The 21,165-nt window shown below is 74.6% G+C and carries 18 protein-coding genes and 1 pseudogene; 9 read left to right on the plus strand and 10 right to left on the minus strand.

Translation table 11 applies throughout. From position 1 onward, the window contains the following. Positions 1-15 precede the first annotated feature (15 nt). The 3 genes from ABGA99_RS24790 to ABGA99_RS24800 all read right to left on the minus strand — a co-directional run bounded on the left by ABGA99_RS24790 (position 16) and on the right by ABGA99_RS24800 (position 3,429). Positions 16-1,086, minus strand: coding sequence for a prenyltransferase (locus ABGA99_RS24790; protein WP_347579498.1), 1,071 nt, complete (start codon positions 1,084-1,086; stop codon positions 16-18). Continuing rightward, complete coding sequence (locus ABGA99_RS24795; protein WP_347579497.1) at positions 1,083-1,808, minus strand: methyltransferase domain-containing protein; 726 nt, start codon at positions 1,806-1,808, stop codon at positions 1,083-1,085. Before ABGA99_RS24795 ends, ABGA99_RS24790 begins: the two co-directional genes overlap by 4 nt. A 289-nt stretch (positions 1,809-2,097) precedes the next feature. Beyond that, positions 2,098-3,429: a glycosyltransferase family 4 protein gene (locus tag ABGA99_RS24800; RefSeq protein WP_347579496.1), complete on the minus strand. Its 1,332-nt coding sequence runs from the start codon at positions 3,427-3,429 to the stop codon at positions 2,098-2,100. 160 nt (positions 3,430-3,589) lie between these two features. Between ABGA99_RS24800 and ABGA99_RS24805 the strand changes: the two genes are divergently transcribed. Both ABGA99_RS24805 and ABGA99_RS24810 read left to right on the plus strand, forming a co-directional pair. After that, positions 3,590-4,210, plus strand: a complete 621-nt coding sequence (locus ABGA99_RS24805; RefSeq protein WP_347579495.1) for a TetR family transcriptional regulator — start codon at positions 3,590-3,592, stop codon at positions 4,208-4,210. Between the two features lie 66 nt (positions 4,211-4,276). After that, entirely contained in the window at positions 4,277-5,071 is a 795-nt protein-coding gene (locus ABGA99_RS24810; protein WP_347579494.1) for a maleylpyruvate isomerase family mycothiol-dependent enzyme, read from the plus strand. 75 nt (positions 5,072-5,146) lie between these two features. Here the strand turns inward: ABGA99_RS24810 and ABGA99_RS24815 are convergent, their stop codons facing one another. The 3 genes from ABGA99_RS24815 to ABGA99_RS24825 form a co-directional block, all read right to left on the minus strand. Next, positions 5,147-6,088 carry a hypothetical protein gene (locus ABGA99_RS24815; protein ID WP_347579493.1) on the minus strand — a complete coding sequence of 314 codons (942 nt, stop codon included), beginning with the start codon at positions 6,086-6,088 and terminating at the stop codon, positions 5,147-5,149. A 175-nt stretch (positions 6,089-6,263) separates the two neighbouring features. Next, complete coding sequence (locus tag ABGA99_RS24820; protein ID WP_347579492.1) at positions 6,264-7,181, minus strand: N-acetylmuramoyl-L-alanine amidase; 918 nt, start codon at positions 7,179-7,181, stop codon at positions 6,264-6,266. A 30-nt stretch (positions 7,182-7,211) separates the two neighbouring features. Then, positions 7,212-7,868, minus strand: a complete 657-nt coding sequence (locus ABGA99_RS24825; protein WP_347579491.1) for a class I SAM-dependent methyltransferase — start codon at positions 7,866-7,868, stop codon at positions 7,212-7,214. A gap of 161 nt (positions 7,869-8,029) precedes the next feature. Between ABGA99_RS24825 and ABGA99_RS24830 the strand changes: the two genes are divergently transcribed. Then, positions 8,030-9,475: an MFS transporter gene (locus tag ABGA99_RS24830; protein WP_347579490.1), complete on the plus strand. Its 1,446-nt coding sequence runs from the start codon at positions 8,030-8,032 to the stop codon at positions 9,473-9,475. Between the two features lie 118 nt (positions 9,476-9,593). Here ABGA99_RS24830 and ABGA99_RS24835 read toward each other — a convergent pair whose 3' ends face one another. Next, a complete protein-coding gene (locus tag ABGA99_RS24835) occupies positions 9,594-10,784 on the minus strand; it encodes a CapA family protein (RefSeq protein WP_347579489.1) in 1,191 nt (396 codons plus the stop codon). A gap of 412 nt (positions 10,785-11,196) precedes the next feature. Here ABGA99_RS24835 and ABGA99_RS24840 point away from each other — a divergent pair, with 412 nt between their 5' ends. Beyond that, a complete protein-coding gene (locus ABGA99_RS24840) occupies positions 11,197-12,075 on the plus strand; it encodes a MaoC/PaaZ C-terminal domain-containing protein (RefSeq protein WP_347583448.1) in 879 nt (292 codons plus the stop codon). Positions 12,076-12,118: 43 nt separating this feature from the next. Here the strand turns inward: ABGA99_RS24840 and ABGA99_RS24845 are convergent, their stop codons facing one another. Beyond that, the gene (locus ABGA99_RS24845; RefSeq protein WP_347579605.1) at positions 12,119-13,348 is read right to left on the minus strand and encodes a hypothetical protein; all 1,230 of its coding nucleotides are present in this window, start codon (positions 13,346-13,348) and stop codon (positions 12,119-12,121) included. A gap of 533 nt (positions 13,349-13,881) precedes the next feature. On the opposite strand from ABGA99_RS24845, the gene ABGA99_RS24850 reads away from it, so the two are divergent. The 4 genes and pseudogenes from ABGA99_RS24850 to ABGA99_RS24865 form a co-directional block, all read left to right on the plus strand. After that, positions 13,882-14,814, plus strand: coding sequence for a Nif3-like dinuclear metal center hexameric protein (locus ABGA99_RS24850; protein WP_347583449.1), 933 nt, complete (start codon positions 13,882-13,884; stop codon positions 14,812-14,814). Then, entirely contained in the window at positions 14,811-15,554 is a 744-nt protein-coding gene (locus tag ABGA99_RS24855) for a C4-type zinc ribbon domain-containing protein (protein WP_347583450.1), read from the plus strand. The genes ABGA99_RS24850 and ABGA99_RS24855 overlap by 4 nt, the downstream gene beginning before the upstream one ends. Then, complete coding sequence (locus ABGA99_RS24860; protein WP_347583451.1) at positions 15,554-16,768, plus strand: bifunctional RNase H/acid phosphatase; 1,215 nt, start codon at positions 15,554-15,556, stop codon at positions 16,766-16,768. The genes ABGA99_RS24855 and ABGA99_RS24860 overlap by 1 nt, the downstream gene beginning before the upstream one ends. Positions 16,769-16,981: 213 nt before the next feature. Beyond that, positions 16,982-17,080 (plus strand): annotated as a pseudogene (locus ABGA99_RS24865) (SDR family NAD(P)-dependent oxidoreductase); the annotation flags it as partial. Positions 17,081-17,294: 214 nt separating this feature from the next. Here ABGA99_RS24865 and eda read toward each other — a convergent pair. Continuing rightward, positions 17,295-17,945, minus strand: a complete 651-nt coding sequence (eda, locus tag ABGA99_RS24870) for a bifunctional 4-hydroxy-2-oxoglutarate aldolase/2-dehydro-3-deoxy-phosphogluconate aldolase (RefSeq protein WP_347579483.1) — start codon at positions 17,943-17,945, stop codon at positions 17,295-17,297. Between the two features lie 197 nt (positions 17,946-18,142). Then, complete coding sequence (gene yaaA / locus ABGA99_RS24875) at positions 18,143-18,940, minus strand: peroxide stress protein YaaA (RefSeq protein ID WP_347579482.1); 798 nt, start codon at positions 18,938-18,940, stop codon at positions 18,143-18,145. 231 nt (positions 18,941-19,171) lie between these two features. On the opposite strand from yaaA, the gene ABGA99_RS24880 reads away from it, so the two are divergent. After that, a complete protein-coding gene (locus ABGA99_RS24880; RefSeq protein ID WP_347583454.1) occupies positions 19,172-21,121 on the plus strand; it encodes a right-handed parallel beta-helix repeat-containing protein in 1,950 nt (649 codons plus the stop codon). Positions 21,122-21,165 lie beyond the last annotated feature (44 nt).

A 21,165-nucleotide genomic window follows, 5' to 3' on the forward strand; every position in this document is an offset into this window, starting at 1 on the left:
CGCGGCCCGTACCGCTCAGCAGCAGCCCGGGTCCAGCCCCCGCGGCAGCCCCGCGCCGCCGAAGACCGCGCCCGTCGCCTCCTCGCCGCCGACCGCCGCCAGCGCGAGCAGCAGCGCCCCCGCCGTCCACGACGTGCGCTCCGCGGGCCAGATGGCGTCGTCCTCGAAGACGTAACCCGTCCAGTACATGCCGTCCTCCGCCCGCAGGTGCTTCAGCCAGCGCAGCACCTCCAGCGCCCGGTCGCCGTCGCCCGCCGCCCACAGCGCGAGCACCAGCTCCGCGCTCTCGCCACCGGTCACCCACGGCCGGTCGCTGACGCAGCGCACGCCGAGCCCGGGGACGACGAAGCGGTCCCACTCGCGCGCGATGCGCGCGACGGCCGCCGGACCGGTGACCGCGCCGCCGAGCACGGGGTAGTACCAGTCCATCGAGAAGCGGTCCTTGTCGAGGAACAGCTCCGGGTGCTGCCGGATCGCGTGCGCGAGCCGGCCGAGCGCCAGCTCCCAGCCGGGCTGCGGCTCGCCGAGCCGTTCTGCGGCGGCCAGCGCGCAGCGCAGCGCGTGGTGCACGGAGGAGGAGCCGGTCAGCAGGGCGTCGGTGAGGACTTCGCCGTCGGCCGGCTCCCGTTTCCAGCCCACCTGGCCGCCCGGCTGCTGGAGCCCCAGCACGAACTCCGTCGCCCCCTGCACCACCGGCCACATCCGGCGCAGGAACGCCTCGTCGCCGGTGGCCAGGTAGTGGTGCCAGACGCCGACCGCGGGGTACGCGCAGAAGTTCGTCTCCCGGGCCCGGTCGGTCGGGCGGGCCGCGTCCCCGTCCGCGTACGCCGCGTACCAGGAGCCGTCCGCCAACTGATGCCGGCGCAGCCACTCGTACGCCGCCTCCGCCCGCGCGTGCTCGCCCGCGGCGTCCAGGGCCATCGCCGCCTCGGTGTGGTCCCACGGGTCGAGGTGGTGTCCGCGGAACCACGGGATCGCCCCGTCGTCCCGCTGCACCGCGGCGATCCCGGCGACGGTCTGCGCCACCTCGGCGGCGTCCAGCACGCCGGGCAGGACGAGGTGTTCGGTGCGTTCGGAGCCGGTCACCGGCCGCCCTCGTGGGGCTTGGTCGCGTAGACGACGACGCTCTTGCCCATGACGGGGTTCAGCAGCCGCTCGGCGAGGCGCGTCGCCAGCGGCTTCTTCATGATGTCCCAGACCAGCAGCTTGTGGTACGCGCGGACGGCGGGCGACGTGTCGTTGTCGACGCCGACGGCGCACTTGATCCACCAGTACGGCGCGTGCAGCGCGTGCGCGTGGTGGAGGCCGTACGGCTTGAGGCCCGACTCGCGGATCCTGCCGACCAGTTCGTCCGCCTTGTAGATGCGGATGTGGCCGCCCTCGACCTCGTGGTACGCGTCCGAGAGCGCCCAGCAGACCTTCTCCGGGCCGTAGCGCGGGACCGTGACCGCGATCCGGCCGCCGGGGCGCAGCACGCGCACCATCTCGGCGAGCACGCCCTTGTCGTCGTGGATGTGCTCCATCACCTCGGAGACGATGACGACGTCGAAGCTGTCGTCGGGGAACGGCAGCGCGAGGGCGTCGCCTTCGACGGCCGTGGCCGTGGCGCCCGCCGGGGCCTCGCCCGCCTCCTTCATCGCCGCGAACCAGCGGGCGACTTCGCGGATCTCGTCGCCGTCGCGGTCGAGGGCGACGACGCGGGCGCCGCGCCGGTAGCACTCGAAGGCGTGCCGCCCCGCGCCGCAGCCGAGGTCGAGCACGCGGTCACCGGGCGCGAGCGGGAAGCGGGTGAAGTCGACGGTCAGCAAATCTCCTCCGGAGGGGTCGGCAGGGAGCGTACGGGGGCGGAGAGGGGCGGGGGAGAGGAGTGCGCGAGGGCGCGGCCGGCCGGGGCGTCGTTGCCACGGGGCCGGAGAGTAACCGAGTCGGCGGGGCGGGCCGGCGCTGCCGCGCGGCCGGCCGCGGTCCGCGGCGCACCGTCCGGTCGTCGTCGGTGGCGGCCGGAGGCGCTCGCGCCGGGCGCGTGGCCGCGGCCGGGCGGCCGGCGCCGGCCGCGTCCCGGTGCGTGGCGGTCGCGGTCCACCGGTCCGCGGGGCATCAGCGGTCACCGCCCGCTGCGTGCATTCTTGCCGTTGCCGGGCCGCCCTTCGGCCGGGGGCGGGCGTCCGCCGCGGGGTGCGCCGCGATCGTCTCGCGGTAGCGGTCGGCGGTCTGCTTCGCCGCCTGGGCCCAGGTGAAGCGGGCCAGCACCCGCGCGCGGCCCGCCGCCCCCAGCCGCGCCCGCAGGGGGGCGTCGGAGAGCAGCCGGGTGACGGCGGTGGCCAGGGCGCCGGCGTCTCCCGGGGGGACCGCCAGGCTGGTCTCGCCGTCCGGGCCCGCCACCTCCGGGATCGCGCCGCCCGTCGTGGCGACCAGGGGCGTGCCCGTCGCCATCGCCTCGGCGGCCGGCAGGGAGAAGCCCTCGTACAGCGAAGGCACGCACGCGACCTGCGCGCTGCGCAGCAGGCCGACCAGCTCCTCGTCGCTGATGCCGGTGACGAACCTGATCGCCCCGCCCAGCCCGAAGCGCTCGACGGCCTGCGCGACCGGACCGTCCTCCGCGCGCTTGCCTACCACGACCACGTGCGCGTCCGGCTGTTCCGTACGGATCTTCGCCAGCGCCTCGACGAGGTGCACCAGGCCCTTCAGCGGCACGTCCGCGCTCGCCGTCGTGACGATCCGGCCCGGCACCCGGGGCACCGCAGGGTCGGGCGTGAACAGCTCGGTGTCCGCGCCGATCGGCACCACGTGGACCCGCTCGGGGCGCACCCCGAGCTGGGCGGTGATCTGCGTACGCGACGAGCCGGAGACCGTCAGCACCGCCGGCAGCCGGCGGGCGACGCGGCGCTGCATGCGCGTGAACCCGTACCACCGGCGCACCGAGTAGCGCCGCCGCCAGTCGGGCGCGGCGGTCAGTTCGAGGTCCCGGTCGACGGTGATCGGGTGGTGCACGGTGGTCACGAGCGGGGCGCCGAGGGCGCGGGTGCCGCCGAGGAGGCCGTAGCCGAGGGTCTGGTTGTCGTGGACGACGTCGAAGTCGCCGCGCCGGGCGGCCAGATGGCGGCGGGCGCGGAGGCTGAAGGTCAGCGGCTCGGGGAAGCCGCCGGTCCACATCGTGCCGACTTCGAGCAGGTCGATCCAGTCGCGGTACTCCCCGCGCGCGGGGGTGCGGAAGGGGTCGGGCTGCCGGTAGAGGTCGAGGCTGGGCAGCTCCGTCAGGGTGACGCCGGGGTCGAGCACGGGGTAGGGCTGGGCGCCGATCACCTCGACCCGGTGGCCGAGGCGGGCCAGCTCGCGGGAGAGGTGGCGGACGTAGACGCCCTGTCCGCCGCAGTAGGGGTTGCCCTTGTAGCTGAGCAGGGCGATGCGCAGTGGCACCTCGGCGGTCACGTACGGCCCCCTTCTCACTGCAGTTTCGCCGGAGCGTAACCGCTCGCGCTAATCTAGAACAAGTTTCAGGCAGACGTTCGGCGGCTTCGAATCTACCGGTTGGTAGCGGGACCTGCGCGCCGGTCTGCCGTCGGGGGAAGCACGGCACAGATCGGGACACATGACGACAACATCGAGGGCGGGCCGGGCGCGGCTCACCGAGCGGCAGGAGGCGCGCCGCCGCCGCATCCTCAAGGCCACCGCGGAGCTGGCCGGCCGCGGCGGCTTCGACGCGGTGCAGATGCGCGAGGTCGCGGAGCAGGCGGGCGTCGCCCTCGGCACGCTGTACCGGTACTTCCCGTCCAAGGTCCACCTGCTCGTCGCCACCCTCCAGGACCAGTTGCGGCAGTTGCACGAGACGCTGCGCAAGCGCCCCCCGACCGCCGCCGAGCCCGGCGCCCGGGTGGCGCAGACGCTGATGCGCGCCTTCCGCGCGCTCCAGCGCGAGCCGCAGCTCGCGGACGCGATGGTGCGTGCCCTGATCTTCGCCGACCGGTCGGTGAGCCCGGAGGTCGAGGTGGCCTCCCGGCTGACGTCGGCGATCATCCTGGACGCGATGGGCGCCGAGGGCCGCCCGACGCCGGACCAGTCGTCGGTGGCGCGGGTGATCGAGCACACGTGGCACGCGGCGCTCATCACGTGGCTGTCGGGGCGCGCGTCGAGCGCGCAGGTGCGGACCGACATCGAGACGGTCTGCCGGCTGGTCGACGCGCCGGGGGACGGCGCGCGGAAGCGCGGCTAGCGCTCGCGGAAGCGCAGGTGGCCGCGCGCAGGGCCGGCCGGGTGCGCGCCCGTAGAGTGCGCTGGCATGAGACTCCCGTACGACCGCTACTGCACCGAAGTCGTCGCGCAGACCGGCCTGCTGCGCCGCACCGTCCGCGGCGCCGACCTCGCCACCCGCGTGCCCACCTGCCCCGACTGGGACCTGGGCGAACTCGCCGTGCACGTCGGCGGCGCGCACCGCTGGGCGGCCGCACTCGTCCGTACCCGCGCCACCGAAGAACTCGCCGAGGAGACGGTGCCCGGCTTCACCGGACCCGAGCCGCGCACCGCCGCCGCGCTCGACGACTGGCTGGCCGAGGGCGCGGACCTGCTCGCCGCGGAGCTGCGCGCGGCGGGGGCGGACGCGGGGGTGTGGAGCTGGGCGGAGGAGCAGCGGGCCGCGTTCTGGGCGCGGCGGATGGCGCACGAGACGGTGGTGCACCGGGCGGACGCGGACGGGGCGGCGGGGGTGGAGTTCAGCGTCGAGGCGGAGGTGGCGGCCGACGCGATCGACGAGTGGCTGGAGATCCTGGAGTTCGCGCAGCGCGGCGGCGACCCCGACCTGGAACCGCTGCGCGCCCCGGAACTCGTGGGCTCGGGCATCCACTTGCACGCCACCGACACGCCCCCGGAGGCGGGCGCGGAGTGGCTGATCGAGCTGGGTCCCGAGGGGTTCGGCTGGCGCCGGGAGCACGCGAAGGCGGCGGTGGCGCTGCGCGGGCCGCTGGCGGACGTGCTGCGGGTCTTCTACCGGCGGCTGCCGCCGGACAGCGACCGGGTGGAACTGCTGGGCGAGGCGGCGGTGCTGGAGAGCTGGCTCGCGGCGACGGCCTGGGGGTGAGCGCGCATACGACGGCCCCCGCCCGAAGCATGAAGCATCGGGCGGGGGCCGTCGGGGATGCGCCTGGCGCGGGCGTCAGGCGCCGCGCTGGATACCCGTGGTGTCCTGCAGCACGCCGCGGCGGCCGTCCTGGGTCTGCGCGACCAGCGCGGCACCGCGCTGGTCCACCGCCAGGTACCAGATGCCCGGGGTCAGCTCGGCGATCTGCGCCGACGAGCCGTCCTCCGCGAACAGCGGCCGGGCCGCCGGCACCGCGAACCAGAACGGCGCGAACGAGCCGCCGGCCGCCGGCTGCGGCGCGGCCTGCGCCTGCTGCGGGCGGGCGCCGGCCGGGGCACCGCCCTGCGGGCCGCCAGGCTGCGGGCCACCGGCGCCGGGGCCGCCGCCGAACGGCGGCTGCTGGCCGCCGCCGAAGGGGGCGCCGCCCTGCGGGCCACCGGGCTGCGGGCCACCGGGGCCGGGCTGACCGCCGCCGGGGTAGCCGTAACCGGGCTGCGGCTGGCCGCCGCCGTACGGGGCAGCGGGCGCCGGGGCGCCGGGGCTGCCCAGCAGGTTCGCCTTGAACGCCGGGAGGACGTGGCCGAGGACCGCGCCCGCGGTCAGCGCGAGGTTGGCGATGAGCGCGAGGATCAGGCCGATGCCCATGCCGAACACGTCTTCACCGGTGGCGTCGTTGGCCATGTTCCGCGCGCCGCCGAAGAGGGTGAACAGCGAGCTGAAGAGGGCGGCGGCCGCCAGCGCGGTGCCCCACTGGTTCAGGGTGAGCCCGCCGAGCTGCTTGTCGTCGCCGCGCATCCGGCCGAGGACGATGAGCCCGGCGGCGATGATGCCGGTCAGGAAGACCGCGGGCAGCAGCGGGAACTGGTCGGAGTCCCAGCCGTTGGGCACCTCCAGGCTCCCGCAGTCGGCGCCCGTGGGGCAGTCCACCGAGATGCTGTCGAGGAACGAGGCGATAATCAGCAGCAGCGCTGCTCCGATCACTACGCCGTCGCCCCGAGTGAGTGAGCGGATGTTCACGAAATGTCCCTTACGTATTGGTCGTTGTCGCTGTTGCTGGTGCAGATCCCGACACTGCGGAGCGCGAAATGCCGCCCCATCGTACGGGTCCGCGGATCGGCCACATCGGGCCCCCTGGCCACGAGTCCCCCTTGTTCCCCCGGTGTGCATTTCCCGGACTGTCGACGGCTTGCGCCTACCCTGCCAGGAAAGCCCCGATGCCGTTCGTGATTCCGTGCGCCGCCCGCTGCCGCCATACGGCGTCCGTCAGCCGGTCGGCGTCCTTAGCGTCCCGCATGTTGCCGCATTCGATGAAGACTTTGGGCACAGTCGAGAGGTTCAGTCCGCCCAGATCGGTGCGTACCGTGAAGCCTGTGCCGTCGCCCACATAGTTGGAGGGCTTACTTCCGGTTTCCTCCGCGAAGTGTGACTTCAACTCTTTGCCCAGCTTTCGCGAGGGCTTCACGATGGCGGTGGTGTCCGCCTTTCCCTCGTGCACCTCGCCCGGCAGGATCACGTGGAACCCGCGGGATCCCGGCCCGCCGCCGTCGGCGTGGATGGAGACGACCGCGTCGGCACCGGCCTTGTTGCCGGTCTCGGCGCGCTCGTCGATACACGGCCCGAACTCCCGCTCGCCGTCCTGCGTGAGCCGCACCTCCGCGCCCTGTGCGCGCAGCAGGGTGCGGGCGCGCCGGGCCACGTCCAGGGTGAAGTCGGCCTCGGCATAACCGCCGTTGGTGGCGGTGCCGGTGGTGTCGCACTCCTTGCGTACGGTGCCTATGTCGACCTGGCGGTTGATTTCGGCAGCGTGGTCGCGGTTGTTCGGGTTGTGCCCGGGGTCCAGCACGATCACCTTTCCGGCCAGCGGCTTCTCGCCCACCTCCGGGTCCTTCGCATCCTTCGCATTCTCCGAGTCGTTCGAATCCTCGGGATCCTCGGCGGTGGGCCGGGTCGGGGAGGAGGACGCCGATGGGGCCCCGCCGGGTTCCCGCCCGTTCGCCGCGGAACCGTCGCCTCCCACCGACTGCCACACGAGTACGCCGGCGAAGGCCAGCGGTGCCACGGGTGCAAGCAGAAGATAGGCGCGGAGAGGCCGCCGGTTCTGGCTGGACATCCGTGCGACCGTAGCAGAAGTATCCGACGCTCAAATTCCGGTGCCGGTACGGCGCAGGACCTTAAGGCTCCGGTGCGCGGCGGTCTCCGTGAACGCCCCGGAGTCCAGCGCGCGCCGGTAGATACGGTACGGTGCCTGCCCGCCGTCCGCCGGATCGGCGAACACGTCGTGCACGGCCAGCAGGCCGCCCGGTGCGACGTGCGGGGCCCAGCCCTCGTAGTCGGCGGTGGCGTGCCCGTCGGTGTGGCCGCCGTCGACGAAGACCAGCCCCAGCGGGCGGTTCCACAGCGCGGCGATCTGCGGCGACCGGCCGACGACGGCGACGACGTGGTCTTCGAGGCCGGCCGCGTGCAGCGTGCGGCGGAACGCCGGCAGGGTGTCCATCAGGCCCGTCGCGGCGTCGACGAGCGCGGGGTCGTGGTACTCCCAGCCGGGCTGCTGCTCCTCGCTGCCGCGGTGGTGGTCGACGGTGACGGCGACGACCCCGGGGCGGGCGGCCGATCGGGCGGCGGCGGCGAGCAGGATCGTGGAGCGGCCGCAGTACGTGCCGACCTCCAGCAGGGGGAGCCCGAGGCCGGCGGCCTCGGCGGCGGCGGCGTGCAGGGCGAGGCCCTCGTCGCGGGGCATGAAGCCCTGAGCGGCCTCGAAGGCGGCGAGGACGGCGGGGGAGGGCGGGGGCAGCTCCATCGGCGGTGCCTTTCGTCGGTCGGTGGGCGTCGTGTGCCGCGCGGCGCCACCGGTGCCGCGTAACCGCCCGATCCTGCCCCATCGGCCTACGACCGGGGTCGCATGGTCCGTACACCGATATGCCCGTGCGCGGTGTCGGAGGCTGGTGGGACCATGACGGGATGCACCAGTCACCACCCGGTACCCGGCCGTCCGCGGCGGCCGAGCGCCGTGCCGCCGCGCCCCTGTGGGTCATCGTGCTCACGGCGTGCGCGGGTCAGTTCCTCGTCGTGCTCGACGTCTCCGTCGTCAATGTCGCGCTGCCGTCCATGCGCGCGGACCTGGGGATGAGCGCGTCGGGCCTGCAGTGGGTGGTGAACCTGTACACGCTGGCCTTCGCCGGCCTCATGCTGCTCGGCGGCCGGGCCGGGGACATCTTCGGCCGCAAGCGCGTCTTCCTCGTCGGCCTCGCGGTGTTCACCGCCGCCAGCCTCGCCGGGGGCCTGGCGCAGGAGCCGTGGCAGCTGCTCGCGGCGCGGGCCGCGCAGGGCGTCGGCGCCGCGGTGCTGGCGCCCTCGACGCTGACGCTGCTCACCTCCTCCGTGCCCGAGGGCCCGGCGCGGGTGCGCGCGATCGGGACCTGGACGGCGGTCGGCGCGGGCGGCGGCGCGGCCGGTTCGCTCGTCGGCGGGGTGCTGACGGACGCGTTGTCGTGGCGCTGGGTGCTGCTGATCAACGTGCCGATCGGCGCCGTGGTCCTCACCTGTGCGGCCCTGTGGCTGGCGGAGAGCCGCGGCGGGCCGCGCCGGCGGCTCGACATCCCGGGCGCGCTCCTGGTCACCGCCGGGATCGGCGCCGTGTCGTACGGGATCGTGCAGACCGAGAGCCACGGGTGGACGGCGGCCGCGGCGCTGCTGCCGCTCGCCGGCGGGCTGGTGCTGGTCGGGGCGTTCCTGGCGGTGGAGGCCAGGACGCGGGCGCCGCTGATGCCGCTGGGGCTCTTTAGGCTGCGCTCGGTGTCGGCCGCCAACACGGCGATGTTCGTGACCGGCGCGGCGATGTTCTCGTCCTGGTACTTCCTCTCGCTCTACATGCAGAACGTCCTCGGCTACACGCCCATCGAGGCCGGCCTCGCCTTCGTGCCGCACTCGCTGACGATCGTGGCGGCCTCGAAGCTGGCGCCGCGGGTGCTGGCCCGTACGGGCGCGAAGGCGCTCGCGATCGCGGGTGTGCTGATGGCGGCCGGCGGTTATCTGTGGCAGAGCACGGCGGACGCGGGCGGCACGTACGTCGCGGACATCGCCGGGCCCGGGATCCTGATGATGGCCGGGGTGGGCTTCATGGCCACGCCGCTGGCCCACCTGGCGACCTCGGGCGCGCCCGCGGGCGACGCGGGCGTGGTGTCGGGGGTGATGAACACGTCCCGGACGATGGGCGGTTCGCTGGGCCTGGCGGTGCTGTCGACGGTGGCCGCCACCCGCATCGGCGGCGAGTCCGGGCCCGAGGTGCTGGCCTCGGGGTACTCGCTGGCCTTCCAGACGGGGGTCGGGATCCTGCTGGGCTGCGCGGCGCTGATGCTCATAGCCCTGCCCCGCCCGGCCGCCGTGCCGGGGCCGGCGAAGGCGTGATCCGGGCGGGGCGAGGGGAGTGCGCGCGGCGCTGCCGGGCGGGGCGCCGGGTGGTGCTTCCGGCGGGGCTTCCCGCCGGTGAGGCGGGGCGTGGGGGCGTCGGGTGCGCCGCCGGGGGTCAACGGGGTGCGGTCAGCCCGTCCGCGCCCGCGCCGCGGCTGAGGACGACGTCGCTGATGCGCTCGCGCAGGCGCTGGTAGTGCTCCGGGGCCTCGCCGTCCGCCAGTTCGGCGTCGAGGTCGACGACCCGGGCCGGGCCCGCGCGGTCGTGGTCCGTCAACTGCGGCAGGTACTCCGCCTTCGTCACCCGCCAGCGCGCGCTGTCCGGCGCCGGCGGAGAGAAGGTGAAGCGGGCGATGGTGCCCTGGTTGCCGCGGGGGTCGCGGGCGCCCGCGTTGTTGATCATGCGGCCGGCGATCTGGTCGCCCATGCCGTAGACCACCCAGGTGCCGTTGACCTTCTCGTACGCCTGCGGCACGTGCGCGTGCGTGCCGAGGATCAGGTCGACGTCCGGCGCCCCGGCCGAGCGCGAGGCGGTCAGCTCGCGGGCGAGCCGCTGCTGTGTGGCGTCCGGCGCGTCCTGCCACTCCGTGCCCCAGTGCAGGCTGACCACGACGATGTCGGCGCCCGCCCGGCGGGCCCGGCGCGCGTCCGAGACGATCCGCTCGGGGTCGGTGATGTTGACCGCCCACGGCTGGTCCCGCGGCGGCTCGATGCCGTTCGTGCCGTAGGTGTACGCGAGTTGCGCCACCGTCGCCCCGCCCGCCTCCAGCAGCGCGGGCCGGCGCGCCTCGGCGGGGGTCCGGGCGGAGCCGGCGTGGGCCACGCCGGCGGCGTCGAGGGCGTCGAGGGTGCGGCGGACGCCGGGGAAGCCGTCGTCGAGGGTGTGGTTGGAGGCGGTGGAGCAGGAGTCGTAGCCGGTGTCCCTGGCGGCGACGGCGAGTTGCGGCGGGGAGACGAAGGCGGGGTAGCCGCGGAACGGGCCGCCGGCCGGTCCGTAGACGGTCTCCATGTGGCAGATCGCCAGGTCGGCGGCGGAGATGACGGGCTTCACACCGGCGAGCATGGGGCGGAAGTCGTGACCCTTGCCGCCGGCGTCCCGGTTCGCCTGCTGGATGACCGAGTCGTGCGGGAGGATGTCGCCGGTGGCGACGAGGGTGAAGGGCGCCCGCGCCTCCTTGCCGGGGGTCTTGCCCTCGTCGGAGGTGGTGGCGACCGGCCCGTGGGCGCAGGCGGTGGCGCCGGCGAGCAGGGCGGCGGTGAGCGCCAGCGCCGCAGAGGTAGTACTAGTCGTTTTATATCCGCGCATGTGTCGAATGCACAGGAGCGGGAGGGGGCATACAAGAAGCCTGGCCGGGGCTGTCCCCTGAACGGCGGCCCGGGATCGCGCGTATGCATCGTCGACGAGCCGTGGTCGAATGCTGACGGAGTGTCAGTAAAGGGGCGTTACGGTCTTCCCAACCGCGGAGGACTGCGTTATACATATATCCGGCGGCGAGAACGTGTTCTTGTTGCACGTTGTGGCCGCGCCCCGAGAGCGACCCCGGCGTGCCGACTGGTGCGGACGGCACGCCGGGGTCTTCTCGTGCTCTCGGCCGATAGAACCACGTCACGCACGCACCCCCGTCCCCACGGTCGTGCCGGGCCCGCGGCCCCTTGGCCCCTCCCTGATGCCTCGGGCCGCGGGCGTGCCCCCGGCCGGCGAAGGAGCCAGCGCCACCATGCCCATCGACGCCGTCCGGGCCCTCGCCGCCGCACCCCGCGTGACCCGGCTCTCCTGGACCCGCAAGGACGTCCTCCTCTACCACCTGGGCATCGGCGCAGGACGGCCCGCCACCGACGCCGCCGAGCTGCGCTACGTCCTGGAGGACCGGCTGCGCGTGCTGCCCAGCTTCGTCACCGTCGCCGGTGACGGGGGCGTGGCCGGCGAGGGCGCGGGGCTCGACGCCCCCGGCGTCGACGTCGACCTCACCGCCGTACTCCACGGCGCGCAGCGCATCGGACTGCACCGCCCGCTGCCGTCCGCCGGCGAGGCGACCCGCACCTCGCGCATCGCCGCCGTGTACGACAAGGGCAAGGCCGCCGTGCTGGTGCTGCGCACCGAGGCGGCCGACGCGGACGGCCCGCTGTGGACGTCCGACACCCAGCTCTACGTACGCGGCGAGGGCGGCTTCGGCGGCGAGCGCGGACCGTCACCGCGCCTGCCCGCCCCCGGGGGTCCGCCGGCGCACGTCGTCGACCGCGGCATCCGGGAGGACCAGGCGCTGCTCTACCGGCTGTCCGGCGACTGGAATCCGCTGCACGCCGACCCGGAGTTCGCCGCGCTCGCCGGGTTCGACCGGCCGATCCTGCACGGTCTGTGCTCGTACGGGATGGCGCTGAAGGCGGCGGTGGACACGGTGCTGGACGGCGACACCGGGCGGGTGCGGTCCTACGCGACGCGGTTCGCGGGGGTGGTGTATCCGGGCGAGACGCTGCGGATCCGGCTGTGGCCGGAGCCGGGGGAGTCCGCGGTGGGCGGGCGGATCCGGCTGACCGCGAGCGCCGTGGAGCGGGACGACGCGCCGGTGCTGGCCGACACGGTGGTCGAGCACGACTGAGCCCCCCGCCCCGGCGGTGCGCAGCCGGAGCGGGGGGCGGCTTTCAGAGCGGGGCCTGCCGGAGGGGGATGGGGCGCGTGGCGGTGTCCTCCTCGGGGGCCGGCCCGGCGGCGCCGTCCGGTACGGAGTCGGGGGCCGGGTCGCAGAGGGGCGGCGCGTTCAGCAGCTCGGCCGCGGCCGGGTCGGGGACGGCCAGCCGGGCCAGACCGCAGGGGTGGGCCGGTGTGGCGTACGGCAGCCGCAGCTCGCCCCACTGGGTCCACAGTCCGCTGCCGGTGATCCATCCCGGCAGCGGCGGCAGGGGGACCAGCCGCCGCGATGCCGGCCGCCACACCCCGAGCCGGCAGCCGCCGGGACCGTCGAGCCGCAGCGCCACCCCGCACTGCTCCGGCGTCAGCACCTGCCCCGGCTGCACCGCGAACGGCGTCACCGCCGTGTCCCGCGGGCACAGCGCGTCCGGGAACCGCACCGGCCGCCCGCTGCCCAGCACCCCCCACCCCAGCCGGTCGCGCCCCGGGGCGTCGGAGCACAGGAGCAGCAGCCCGCTGTCGGGGTCGGCGAGCAGCAGGCGGTCGTTGCTCTCCGCGGTGAGCTGCAGCAGCGGGCTGACCTCCACCCCGTCGTGCAGCCCGACCGTCACGGCCTTCGTCCGCCCGTCCAGTTCCTGGTCGACGGCCAGCGCCCGGCCCGTACGGTCCAGCCAGCCGCGGCCCGCGCACCGGCCCGGGAGTTCGCCGACCCGCTCCGGGTGCGCCGTGCCGGCGCCCGCGAACCCGCCTCCGTACACCCGCCATACGGCGGTCGTCTCGCCGCCGGGTTCCGGTGGCGCCAGGGCGTACACCTCGACGCACTCCGGCGCGGGCGGTACGAGCGCGAGCCGGGGCGCGGTCACCGAGCCGAGCGTCTGCTCGGTGGTGTCGGGCCCGGAGGGGTGCAGGAGGGAGAACGTGTGGTCGGTGCCGCCGACGAGCCGGCGGACCAGAACGCGGCCGTCGGCCAGCGGCAGGACCGTGGTCCCGGGCTCCTCCGGCTGCGCGCAGGGGAGGGGGACGGTGTACGGCTCGGGGCCGTGCAGGGTCCACCGTTCGGGGAACCAGTTGCCGTCCGCGTCGGTGGCGAGGCAAGCGCCGTACGTGCCGTCGGCGGTGAGGGTGAATCCGGCCCGGCCGACGGCGCGGCCGGGGGCGGCGGCCGGGGGAGGGGCGGTGGGCGGTGCGGCGCGGCGTGCGGGGGGCACGGCAGGCGTCGTCGCGGCGACCGCGACCGCCACCATTGCGGCAGCCGCGTTTCCCGCCCCGGCCGCCGCGGCGATCCCGGCTTCCGCGGCGGTCAACGCCCCGGGCTCCGACGCCGGTCCGGTGCCGCCCGGCCGTCCCGTGGCGGCCGGCGCTCCACCTGCGGCCGGCGCTCCGCCTGCGGCCGGCGCTCCGCCGGTAGCCGGCGGCCCCGGATCCGCCGGTGCTCCGGCGCCCGCCGCCCCCGCCGCCGTACCCGCGTCCGCCGCCTCCGGACCCGCTACCGCATCCGGCGCCGGCGTCGCGTCCGCCGCCGCGGTCGTCGGGGCGGGCGCCGCCGTCGTCACCGTCGTGCCCGTCGTCCCTGAAGGAATCGATTCTGCAATGGACCTCATCCGGTTCCCTCACCTCCGCACGCGAAGGTAGTTTTCGCACGTCATGGCAATCGGCGCGGCGCGGGTCATTCCACACATACGGGTGGCGGATCCGCCGTTCCGCTTCGCCGGGCCGTCCCCTGTGCTTGCCGGTGGGCGCGGCATCCGGGCCGGGTCGGCGGAGGTAGCCTTGCCCCGTGCCCGCACTTGCCGACGTCGTCGCCGCGCTCGAAGCCCTCTGGCCCGCCGGCCGCGCCGAGCCGTGGGACGCGGTCGGCACGGTGTGCGGCGACCCGGACGCCCGCGTGGAGCGCGTGCTGTTCGCCGTCGATCCGGTGCGCGAGGTCGTCGACGAAGCCGTCGAGTGGAGCGCCGATCTGCTCGTCACCCACCACCCGCTCTACCTGCGCGGTACGTCGACCGTCTCGGCCGGCACGTTCAAGGGCCGCGTCGTGCACACCCTCATCAAGAACGACGTCGCGCTGCACGTCGCCCACACCAACGCCGACCGCGCCGACCCCGGTGTCTCCGACGCCCTCGCCGGCGCCCTCGGCCTGCGCGTCACCGGCCCGCTCGTGCCCGACGCCGACGACCCCGCGGGCCGCCGCGGCCTCGGCCGGCTCGGCGAGCTGGACGCCCCGGTGCCGCTGCGGGAGTTCGCCGAGCGCGCCGCCGCGTCCCTGCCCCGGACCGCCACCGGACTGCGCGTCGCCGGCGACCCGGAGGGCGAGGTCCGTACGGCCGCCGTCTGCGGCGGCTCCGGCGACGGGCTCTTCGACGCCGTGCGCGCCGCCGGCGTCGACGTCTACGTCACCGCCGACCTGCGTCACCACCCCGTCTCCGAGGCGCAGCAGCACGCCGCGCTCGCCGCCGGCGGCCGCCCGTACCTGATCGACGCGGGCCACTGGGCCACGGAGTGGCCCTGGTGCGAGCAGGCCGCCGCCCAGCTGGACGCGATCTCGGACCGGAACGCATGGGGTCTGCGCACGCGGGTGTCGCGTATCGTGACCGACCCCTGGACCACGCACTCGCCCGCACCGGCCGCACCGGCCGCACCTTCCGCGGGCACGGCGGGATCCCCCGCCCCCCGCGCCAGCCTTGCCCCTACGAGCCCGGAGCAGCCAGCTTGAACGCCGCGCCCGCCGACCAGATCCGCCTGCTGGACGTCCAGGCCCTCGACGTCCGCCTCACCCAGCTCCAGCACCGCCGCCGCACCCTCCCGGAACACGAGGAGGTCGCCGGCCTGGAGTCCGACCTCGCGCAGCACCGCGACCTGCTCGTCGCCGCGCAGACCGAGGAGAGCGACACCGAACGCGAGCAGGCCAAGGCCGAGAAGGACGTCGACCAGGTGCGCCAGCGCGCCGCGCGCGACCGGCAGCGGCTGGACTCCGGCGCGGTGACCTCGCCCAAGGACCTGGAGAGCCTCCAGCGCGAGATCGCCTCGCTGGCCCGGCGGCAGAGCGACCTGGAGGACGTGGTCCTGGAGGTCATGGAGCGCCGCGAGACCGTGCAGGAGCGGGTGGCGGAGCTGACCGGGCGGGTCGAGTCGGTTCAGGCCAAGATCACGGACGCCGCGGCCCGGCGCGACGCGGCGCTGAGCGAGATCGACGCCGAGGCCGGCACGGTCACCAAGGAACGCGCGGTCGCCGCCGGCGAGATCCCCGCGGACCTGCTGAAGCTGTACGACAAACTGCGCGAGCAGCAGGGCGGCGTCGGCGCGGCCCGGCTGTACCAGCGGCGCTGCGAGGGCTGCCGGCTGGAGTTGAACATCACGGAGATCAACGAGGTACGGGCCGCGGCCCCCGACACCGTCGTCCGGTGCGAGAACTGCCGCCGGATCCTGGTCCGTACACCCGAATCCGGCCTCTGATGCCCGGCCCGGCCCGGCGCGTGTTCACCGTCGAGGCGGACGGTGGCTCGCGGGGGAACCCCGGGCCCGCGGGGTACGGCGCCGTGGTGCGCGACGCGGACGGCGCGGTGCTGGCCGAGGACGCGGCGCATGTGGGGGTGGCGAGCAACAACGTCGCGGAGTACCGGGGGCTGATCGCCGGGCTGCGGGCGGCGCGGGCGATCGACCCGGACGCGGAGGTCCGGGTGCGGATGGACTCCAAGCTCGTCGTCGAGCAGATGTCGGGGCGCTGGAAGACCAAGCACCCCGGGATGCGCGAACTGGCCGCCGAGGCACGGGAGATCTTCCCGCCGGGGCGGGTGTCGTACGAGTGGATTCCGCGGGAGCAGAACAAGCACGCGGACCGGCTCGCGAACGAGGCGATGGACGCGGGCAGGCGCGGGGAGCGGTGGAGCGCGGAGGCGTCGCGGGCCGGGCTGGACGCGGCGGCCGGCGGATCCGGGGCGGGCTCCGACGCAGGGGCCGAGGGCGCCGTACGGGCCGAAGGCGCCGTACCGGCGGAGGGCGCCGGCAAGTCCGCGACCCCCGCGGTGGGCTGGGGCCCCGGCCTCGGGGTGCCCACCACGTTCCTCCTGCTCCGCCACGGCGAGACGGACCTCACCCCCCAGAAACGCTTCTCCGGCACGGGCGGCGGCGACCCCGCGCTCTCGGCCACCGGCCGCGGCCAGGCCGCGGCCGCTGCCGGGCTCCTCGCCGCCCGCGGCACCGTTCAGGCCGTGGTCAGCTCCCCCTTGCGCCGCTGCCGCGAGACCGCGGAGGCGGCGGCCGGGCGGCTCGGGCTGGACATCCGGGTCGAGGACGGGCTGCGCGAGGCGGACTTCGGCGCCTGGGAGGGGCTGACGTTCGCGGAGGTGCGGGAGCGCCACCCCGACGATCTCGCCGCCTGGCTGCGCTCCACGAAGGCGGCGCCGAGCGGTGGCGGGGAGTCCTTCGCCGAGGTCAGCCGCCGCGTCGCGGTCGCGCGCGACAGGCTCCTCGCGCGGTACGCAGGACGCACGGTGCTGCTCGTGACGCACGTGACGCCGATCAAGACGCTGGTCCGGCTGGCGCTGGGGGCGCCGCCGGAGGCGCTGTACCGGATGGAGCTGTCGCCGGCGGCGGTGTCGGAGGTCGCGTACTACGCGGACGGGCTCGCGAGCGTACGGCTGCTGAACGACACCTCGCACCTGCGCTGACACTCAGCGCGCCACCCCGCGCCCCGCGCCCCGCCCCATGCCGGGTCCGCCTCTCCTCCGCGGGCTCCGACCCGATGCCGGATCGTTGTTGCCGCGACCCATGGGTACGCCGGCTTCGGCTGCTGATGCAGTCCTTCGTCCTTGACCTTGACGCCGGGGTCAGGGTTGAGCGTCCCGGCCAGGGAAGAGACGAACACCCTTCACGGCCGGGCCGTGATCATCACCGGGGGAGGCACCGGGATCGGTCGCGCGACCGCCCAGTTGTTCGCCACCGCGGGTGCCGAGGTCCTCATCGTCGGCCGGACTGCCGAACGCCTGGCGGAGACCGCCACACAGCACGCCCGCATCCGGACGTGCGTGGCCGACATCGCGGAGGTCCCGTCTGCCCCGAGAGCGCGCGGGTCATCGCCCCCAGACTCACCGACGTGGACGGGAAGATCGCCGTGCTTGAGGTCGTGCGCGAACATCTCATTGACGCACTTCACCAAGACCGCTGAGACACCCCCGGTCCGGCGGACCCAGGCGGTCACAGCCGCCCGAGCGCCGCGGCCTCCGCTGCCAGCTTCTCCACCGTCGCCCAGTCCTTTGCCGCCAGCGCCGTCTTCGGCAGCATCCATGTGCCGCCCACGCAGCCGACGTTCGGCAGCGCCAGATACCGCGGCGCCGACTCCGCCGTGATGCCGCCCGTCGGGCAGAACCGGGCGCGGGGCAGCGGGGAGGCCAGGGACTTCAGGTACGCGATGCCGCCCGACGCCTCCGCCGGGAAGAACTTCATCTCCGTCACCCCCCGCTCCAGCAGGCCCATCGCCTCCGACACCGTCGACACCCCGGGCAGATACGCCAGACCCGAGGCCGCCATCGCGGACAGCAGCCCGTCCGTCGTGCCGGGGCTGACGAGGAACCGGGCGCCCGCGGCGGCGGAGGCCTCCACCGCCTCGGCGTTCAGCACCGTGCCGGCGCCGACCACCGCGTCCGGGACCTCGGCGGCGATCGCCCGGATCGCGTCGAGCGCCGCCGGCGTGCGCAGGGTCACCTCGACCGCCGGCAGCCCTCCGGCCACCAGGGCACGCGCCAACGGCACGGCGTCGGCGGCGTCGTCGAGGACGACGACCGGGACGACGGGCGCGAGTCCGAGGACGGAGAAGGGGGCGGACGCGGAGGCGGAGTCAGTGGTCACGCCGTCATCGTGCCTCCGCGACCACGCGGTTGCAACGAACGTTGCGTAGCGTGCAACGCGGGTGCGCCGCCCGGTGTCCGCCGGTCCCTGTCTGTCAGAGGGGCGGCCTACCCTGGGGCGGGCGTGCGGGAAAGCGGGAATCGGGGAAGCGGGAGGCGGGAAAGCGGGAAGCGGGGAAGCCGAAAGGACGTGACGGCCTACAGCTCCGTCACCACCACGTCCAGCTCCCACGGCTGCCCCGCCCGCTGCGGCGGTTCCCCCTCCACCCGGTACCCCAGATCGCGCAGCGCCGTCAGCAGTGCCGCCGGGGTGCGGGGCTTCGCGCCTGAGGTCAGAAGGTCGCGGAGCAGCCGGCCCTTGGTCGCCTTGTTGAAGTGGCTGACCACCGAGCGCTTCTCCACCCCGTCGACCACCGTCGCGTGCAGCACCCGCACCGCCGCCGTGCGCGCGGCCAGTTCGCCGCGGGGCCGCCAGGCCGTCGCGTACGCCGACGAGCGCAGGTCGAGGATGAGCCCGCGCCCCGCCGCCGCCGGCAGGGCGGCGTCCAGCGGGCCGCGCCAGTACGCGCCGAGCGCGCCCGCGGCCGGGAGGCGTACCCCCATGGAGCAGCGGTACGCCGGGATGCGGTCGCCGATGCGGACGGCGCCCCACAGGCCGGAGAACACCAGCAGCGACGCCGACGCGCGCCGCTTCGCCGCGGCGTCGAGCGTGGCGAGGCCGAGCGCGTCGTAGAGGACGCCGGTGTAGATCTGCCCCGCGGGGCGGGTCGGTGCGGTCCGCAGCCGGGCGTTGCGCGCCACCTCGCCGCGCAGGCCGTCGGTGAGGCCCAGCACGTCGGCGGCCTTCTCCTCGTCGGCGGCGCAGAGTCCCACCAGCTCGTCGAGGACGGCTTCGCGGGCGGCGGTGAGGCCGGGCAGGGAGAGCGAGTCGAGCTTCAGTGCGGCTCCGCGCCTGCCCTCGGCCTTGCCCTCCGACGGTGGCAGCAGTACGAGCACGAATCCTCCCGCGATGACGTTTCCGGTTCCCCCTCCGCCCTCCGGCAGCCTACCCGCGCGGCGCGGGCGGCCCGGACAAGGCGCCGTGCGCGGACCATTGACAAACCCGCGGGCTGCCTCAAAACTCTGACTGCTGATCAGCAAGACATCGACTCTGTTACGCAAACTTACGTCGATTTCTTGCAAGAAGACGGCATGCACTCTGTCAGCCCCCACAGAACAGAGGACACCATGAAGTGGAAGCACCTCAGACGGCGCGTGGCCGTCGGGATACCGACGCTCGGCCTGGTCGCGATCGGGGTCCTGCCCCTCTCAGGACCCGCCCTGGCCGGCGTCGCCCCCGAGGGCGGCGGCGCCGGCTCCGCCGGCACGGTCGCCGCCGGCAACGCGGCCGCGGCCGGGGCGGAGCTGCCCTACGTCGCGTACGAGGCCGAGGCCGGCACGTACGACGGCACCCTGCTGGAGGCCGACGCGAAGCGCACCTTCGGGCACACGAACTTCGCGTCCGAGTCCTCGGGCCGCCAGTCCGTACGGCTGGAGAACACCGGTCAGCACGTCGAGTTCACCTCGACCTCCCCGACCAACTCCATCGTCGTCCGCAACTCCATCCCCGACGCCCCGGGCGGCGGCGGCGCGGAGGCGACCATCAGCCTGTACGCGAACGGCGAGTTCGTGCAGAAGCTGGACCTGTCGTCCCAGCACAGCTGGCTGTACGGCAACACCGACGACCCCGAGGGCCTGACCAACAACCCGCAGACCGACGCCCGCCGGCTCTTCGACGAGTCCCACGCCCTGCTGGCGGAGAGCTACCCGGCCGGCACCACCTTCCGCCTCCAGCGTGACGCCGACGACAGCGCCGCGTTCTACGTCATCGACCTGATCGACCTGGAGCAGGTCGCACCGCCGAAGGAAAAGCCGGCCGCGTGCACGTCGATCACCGAGTACGGCGCCGTGCCCGACGACGGCACCGACGACACCGAGGCGCTGCAGGCGGCCGTCACCGCCGACCAGAACGGCGAGATCGAGTGCGTCTGGGTCCCGCCGGGCCAGTGGCGGCAGGAGCAGAAGATCCTCACCGAGGACCTCGCCGGCGGCCAGTACAACCAGGTCGGCATCAGCAACGTCGACATCCGCGGCGCCGGCATGTGGCACTCGCAGTTCTCCACCCTGACCCCGCCGCACGAGGCCGGCGGCATCAACCACCCGCACGAGGGCAACTTCGGCTTCGACATCGACAAGAACACCAAGATCTCCGACCTCGCCGTCTTCGGCTCCGGCACCATCCGCGGCGGCGACGGCGGCCACGAGGGCGGCGTCGGCCTGAACGGCCGGTTCGGCGTCGGCACGGAGATCACGAACGTGTGGATCGAGCACGCCAACGTCGGCGTCTGGGTCGGCCGCGACTACTCCAACAGGCCGGAGTTGTGGGGCCCGGCCGACGGGCTGAAGTTCAGCGGCATGCGGATCCGCAACACGTACGCGGACGGCATCAACTTCACCAACGGCACCCGCAACTCCGAGGTCGTCAACTCGTCCTTCCGCACCACGGGCGACGACTCGCTCGCGGTCTGGGCCAGCAAGTACGTGAAGGACCCGGCCACCGACATCGGCCACGACAACGCCTTCCGCAACAACACCATCCAGTTGCCCTGGCGCGCGAACGGCGTCGCGATCTACGGCGGTTACGGCAACACCGTCGAGAACAACCTGATCTCCGACACGGCGAACTACCCGGGCATCATGCTCGCCACCGACCACGACCCGGTGCCGTTCTCCGGCGAGACGGTGCTCTCGGGCAACTCGCTGTACCGCTGCGGCGGCGCGTTCTGGGGCGAGGCGCAGGAGTTCGGCGCGATCACGCTCTTCCCCGCGGGCCAGCCGATCCCGGGCGTGACGATCAAGGACACGGACATCCACGACTCGACGTACGACGGGATCCAGTTCAAGACGGGCGGCGGCGAGATGCCGAACGTGAACATCTCGAACGTGTCGATCGAGAAGTCCAACAACGGCGCCGGCATCCTCGCCATGGGCGGCGCCCGCGGCAGCGCGAACCTCACGAACGTCAGCATCAGCGGCTCGGCGGACGGCGACGTGGTCGTCGAGCCGGGGTCGCAGTTCGTCGTCAACGGCTGGCCGGGGGCGGAGAACGGCACCCCGGCCCGTAGCAGGAAGGACTGAGGGCCGGCAGAACGGGGGCGGGGCCGGCCGGGACGCTGTCGTCC

This window comes from Streptomyces sp. B5E4, from assembly GCF_039871555.1.
In the GTDB taxonomy this organism is placed as follows: Bacteria; Actinomycetota; Actinomycetes; order Streptomycetales; family Streptomycetaceae; genus Streptomyces.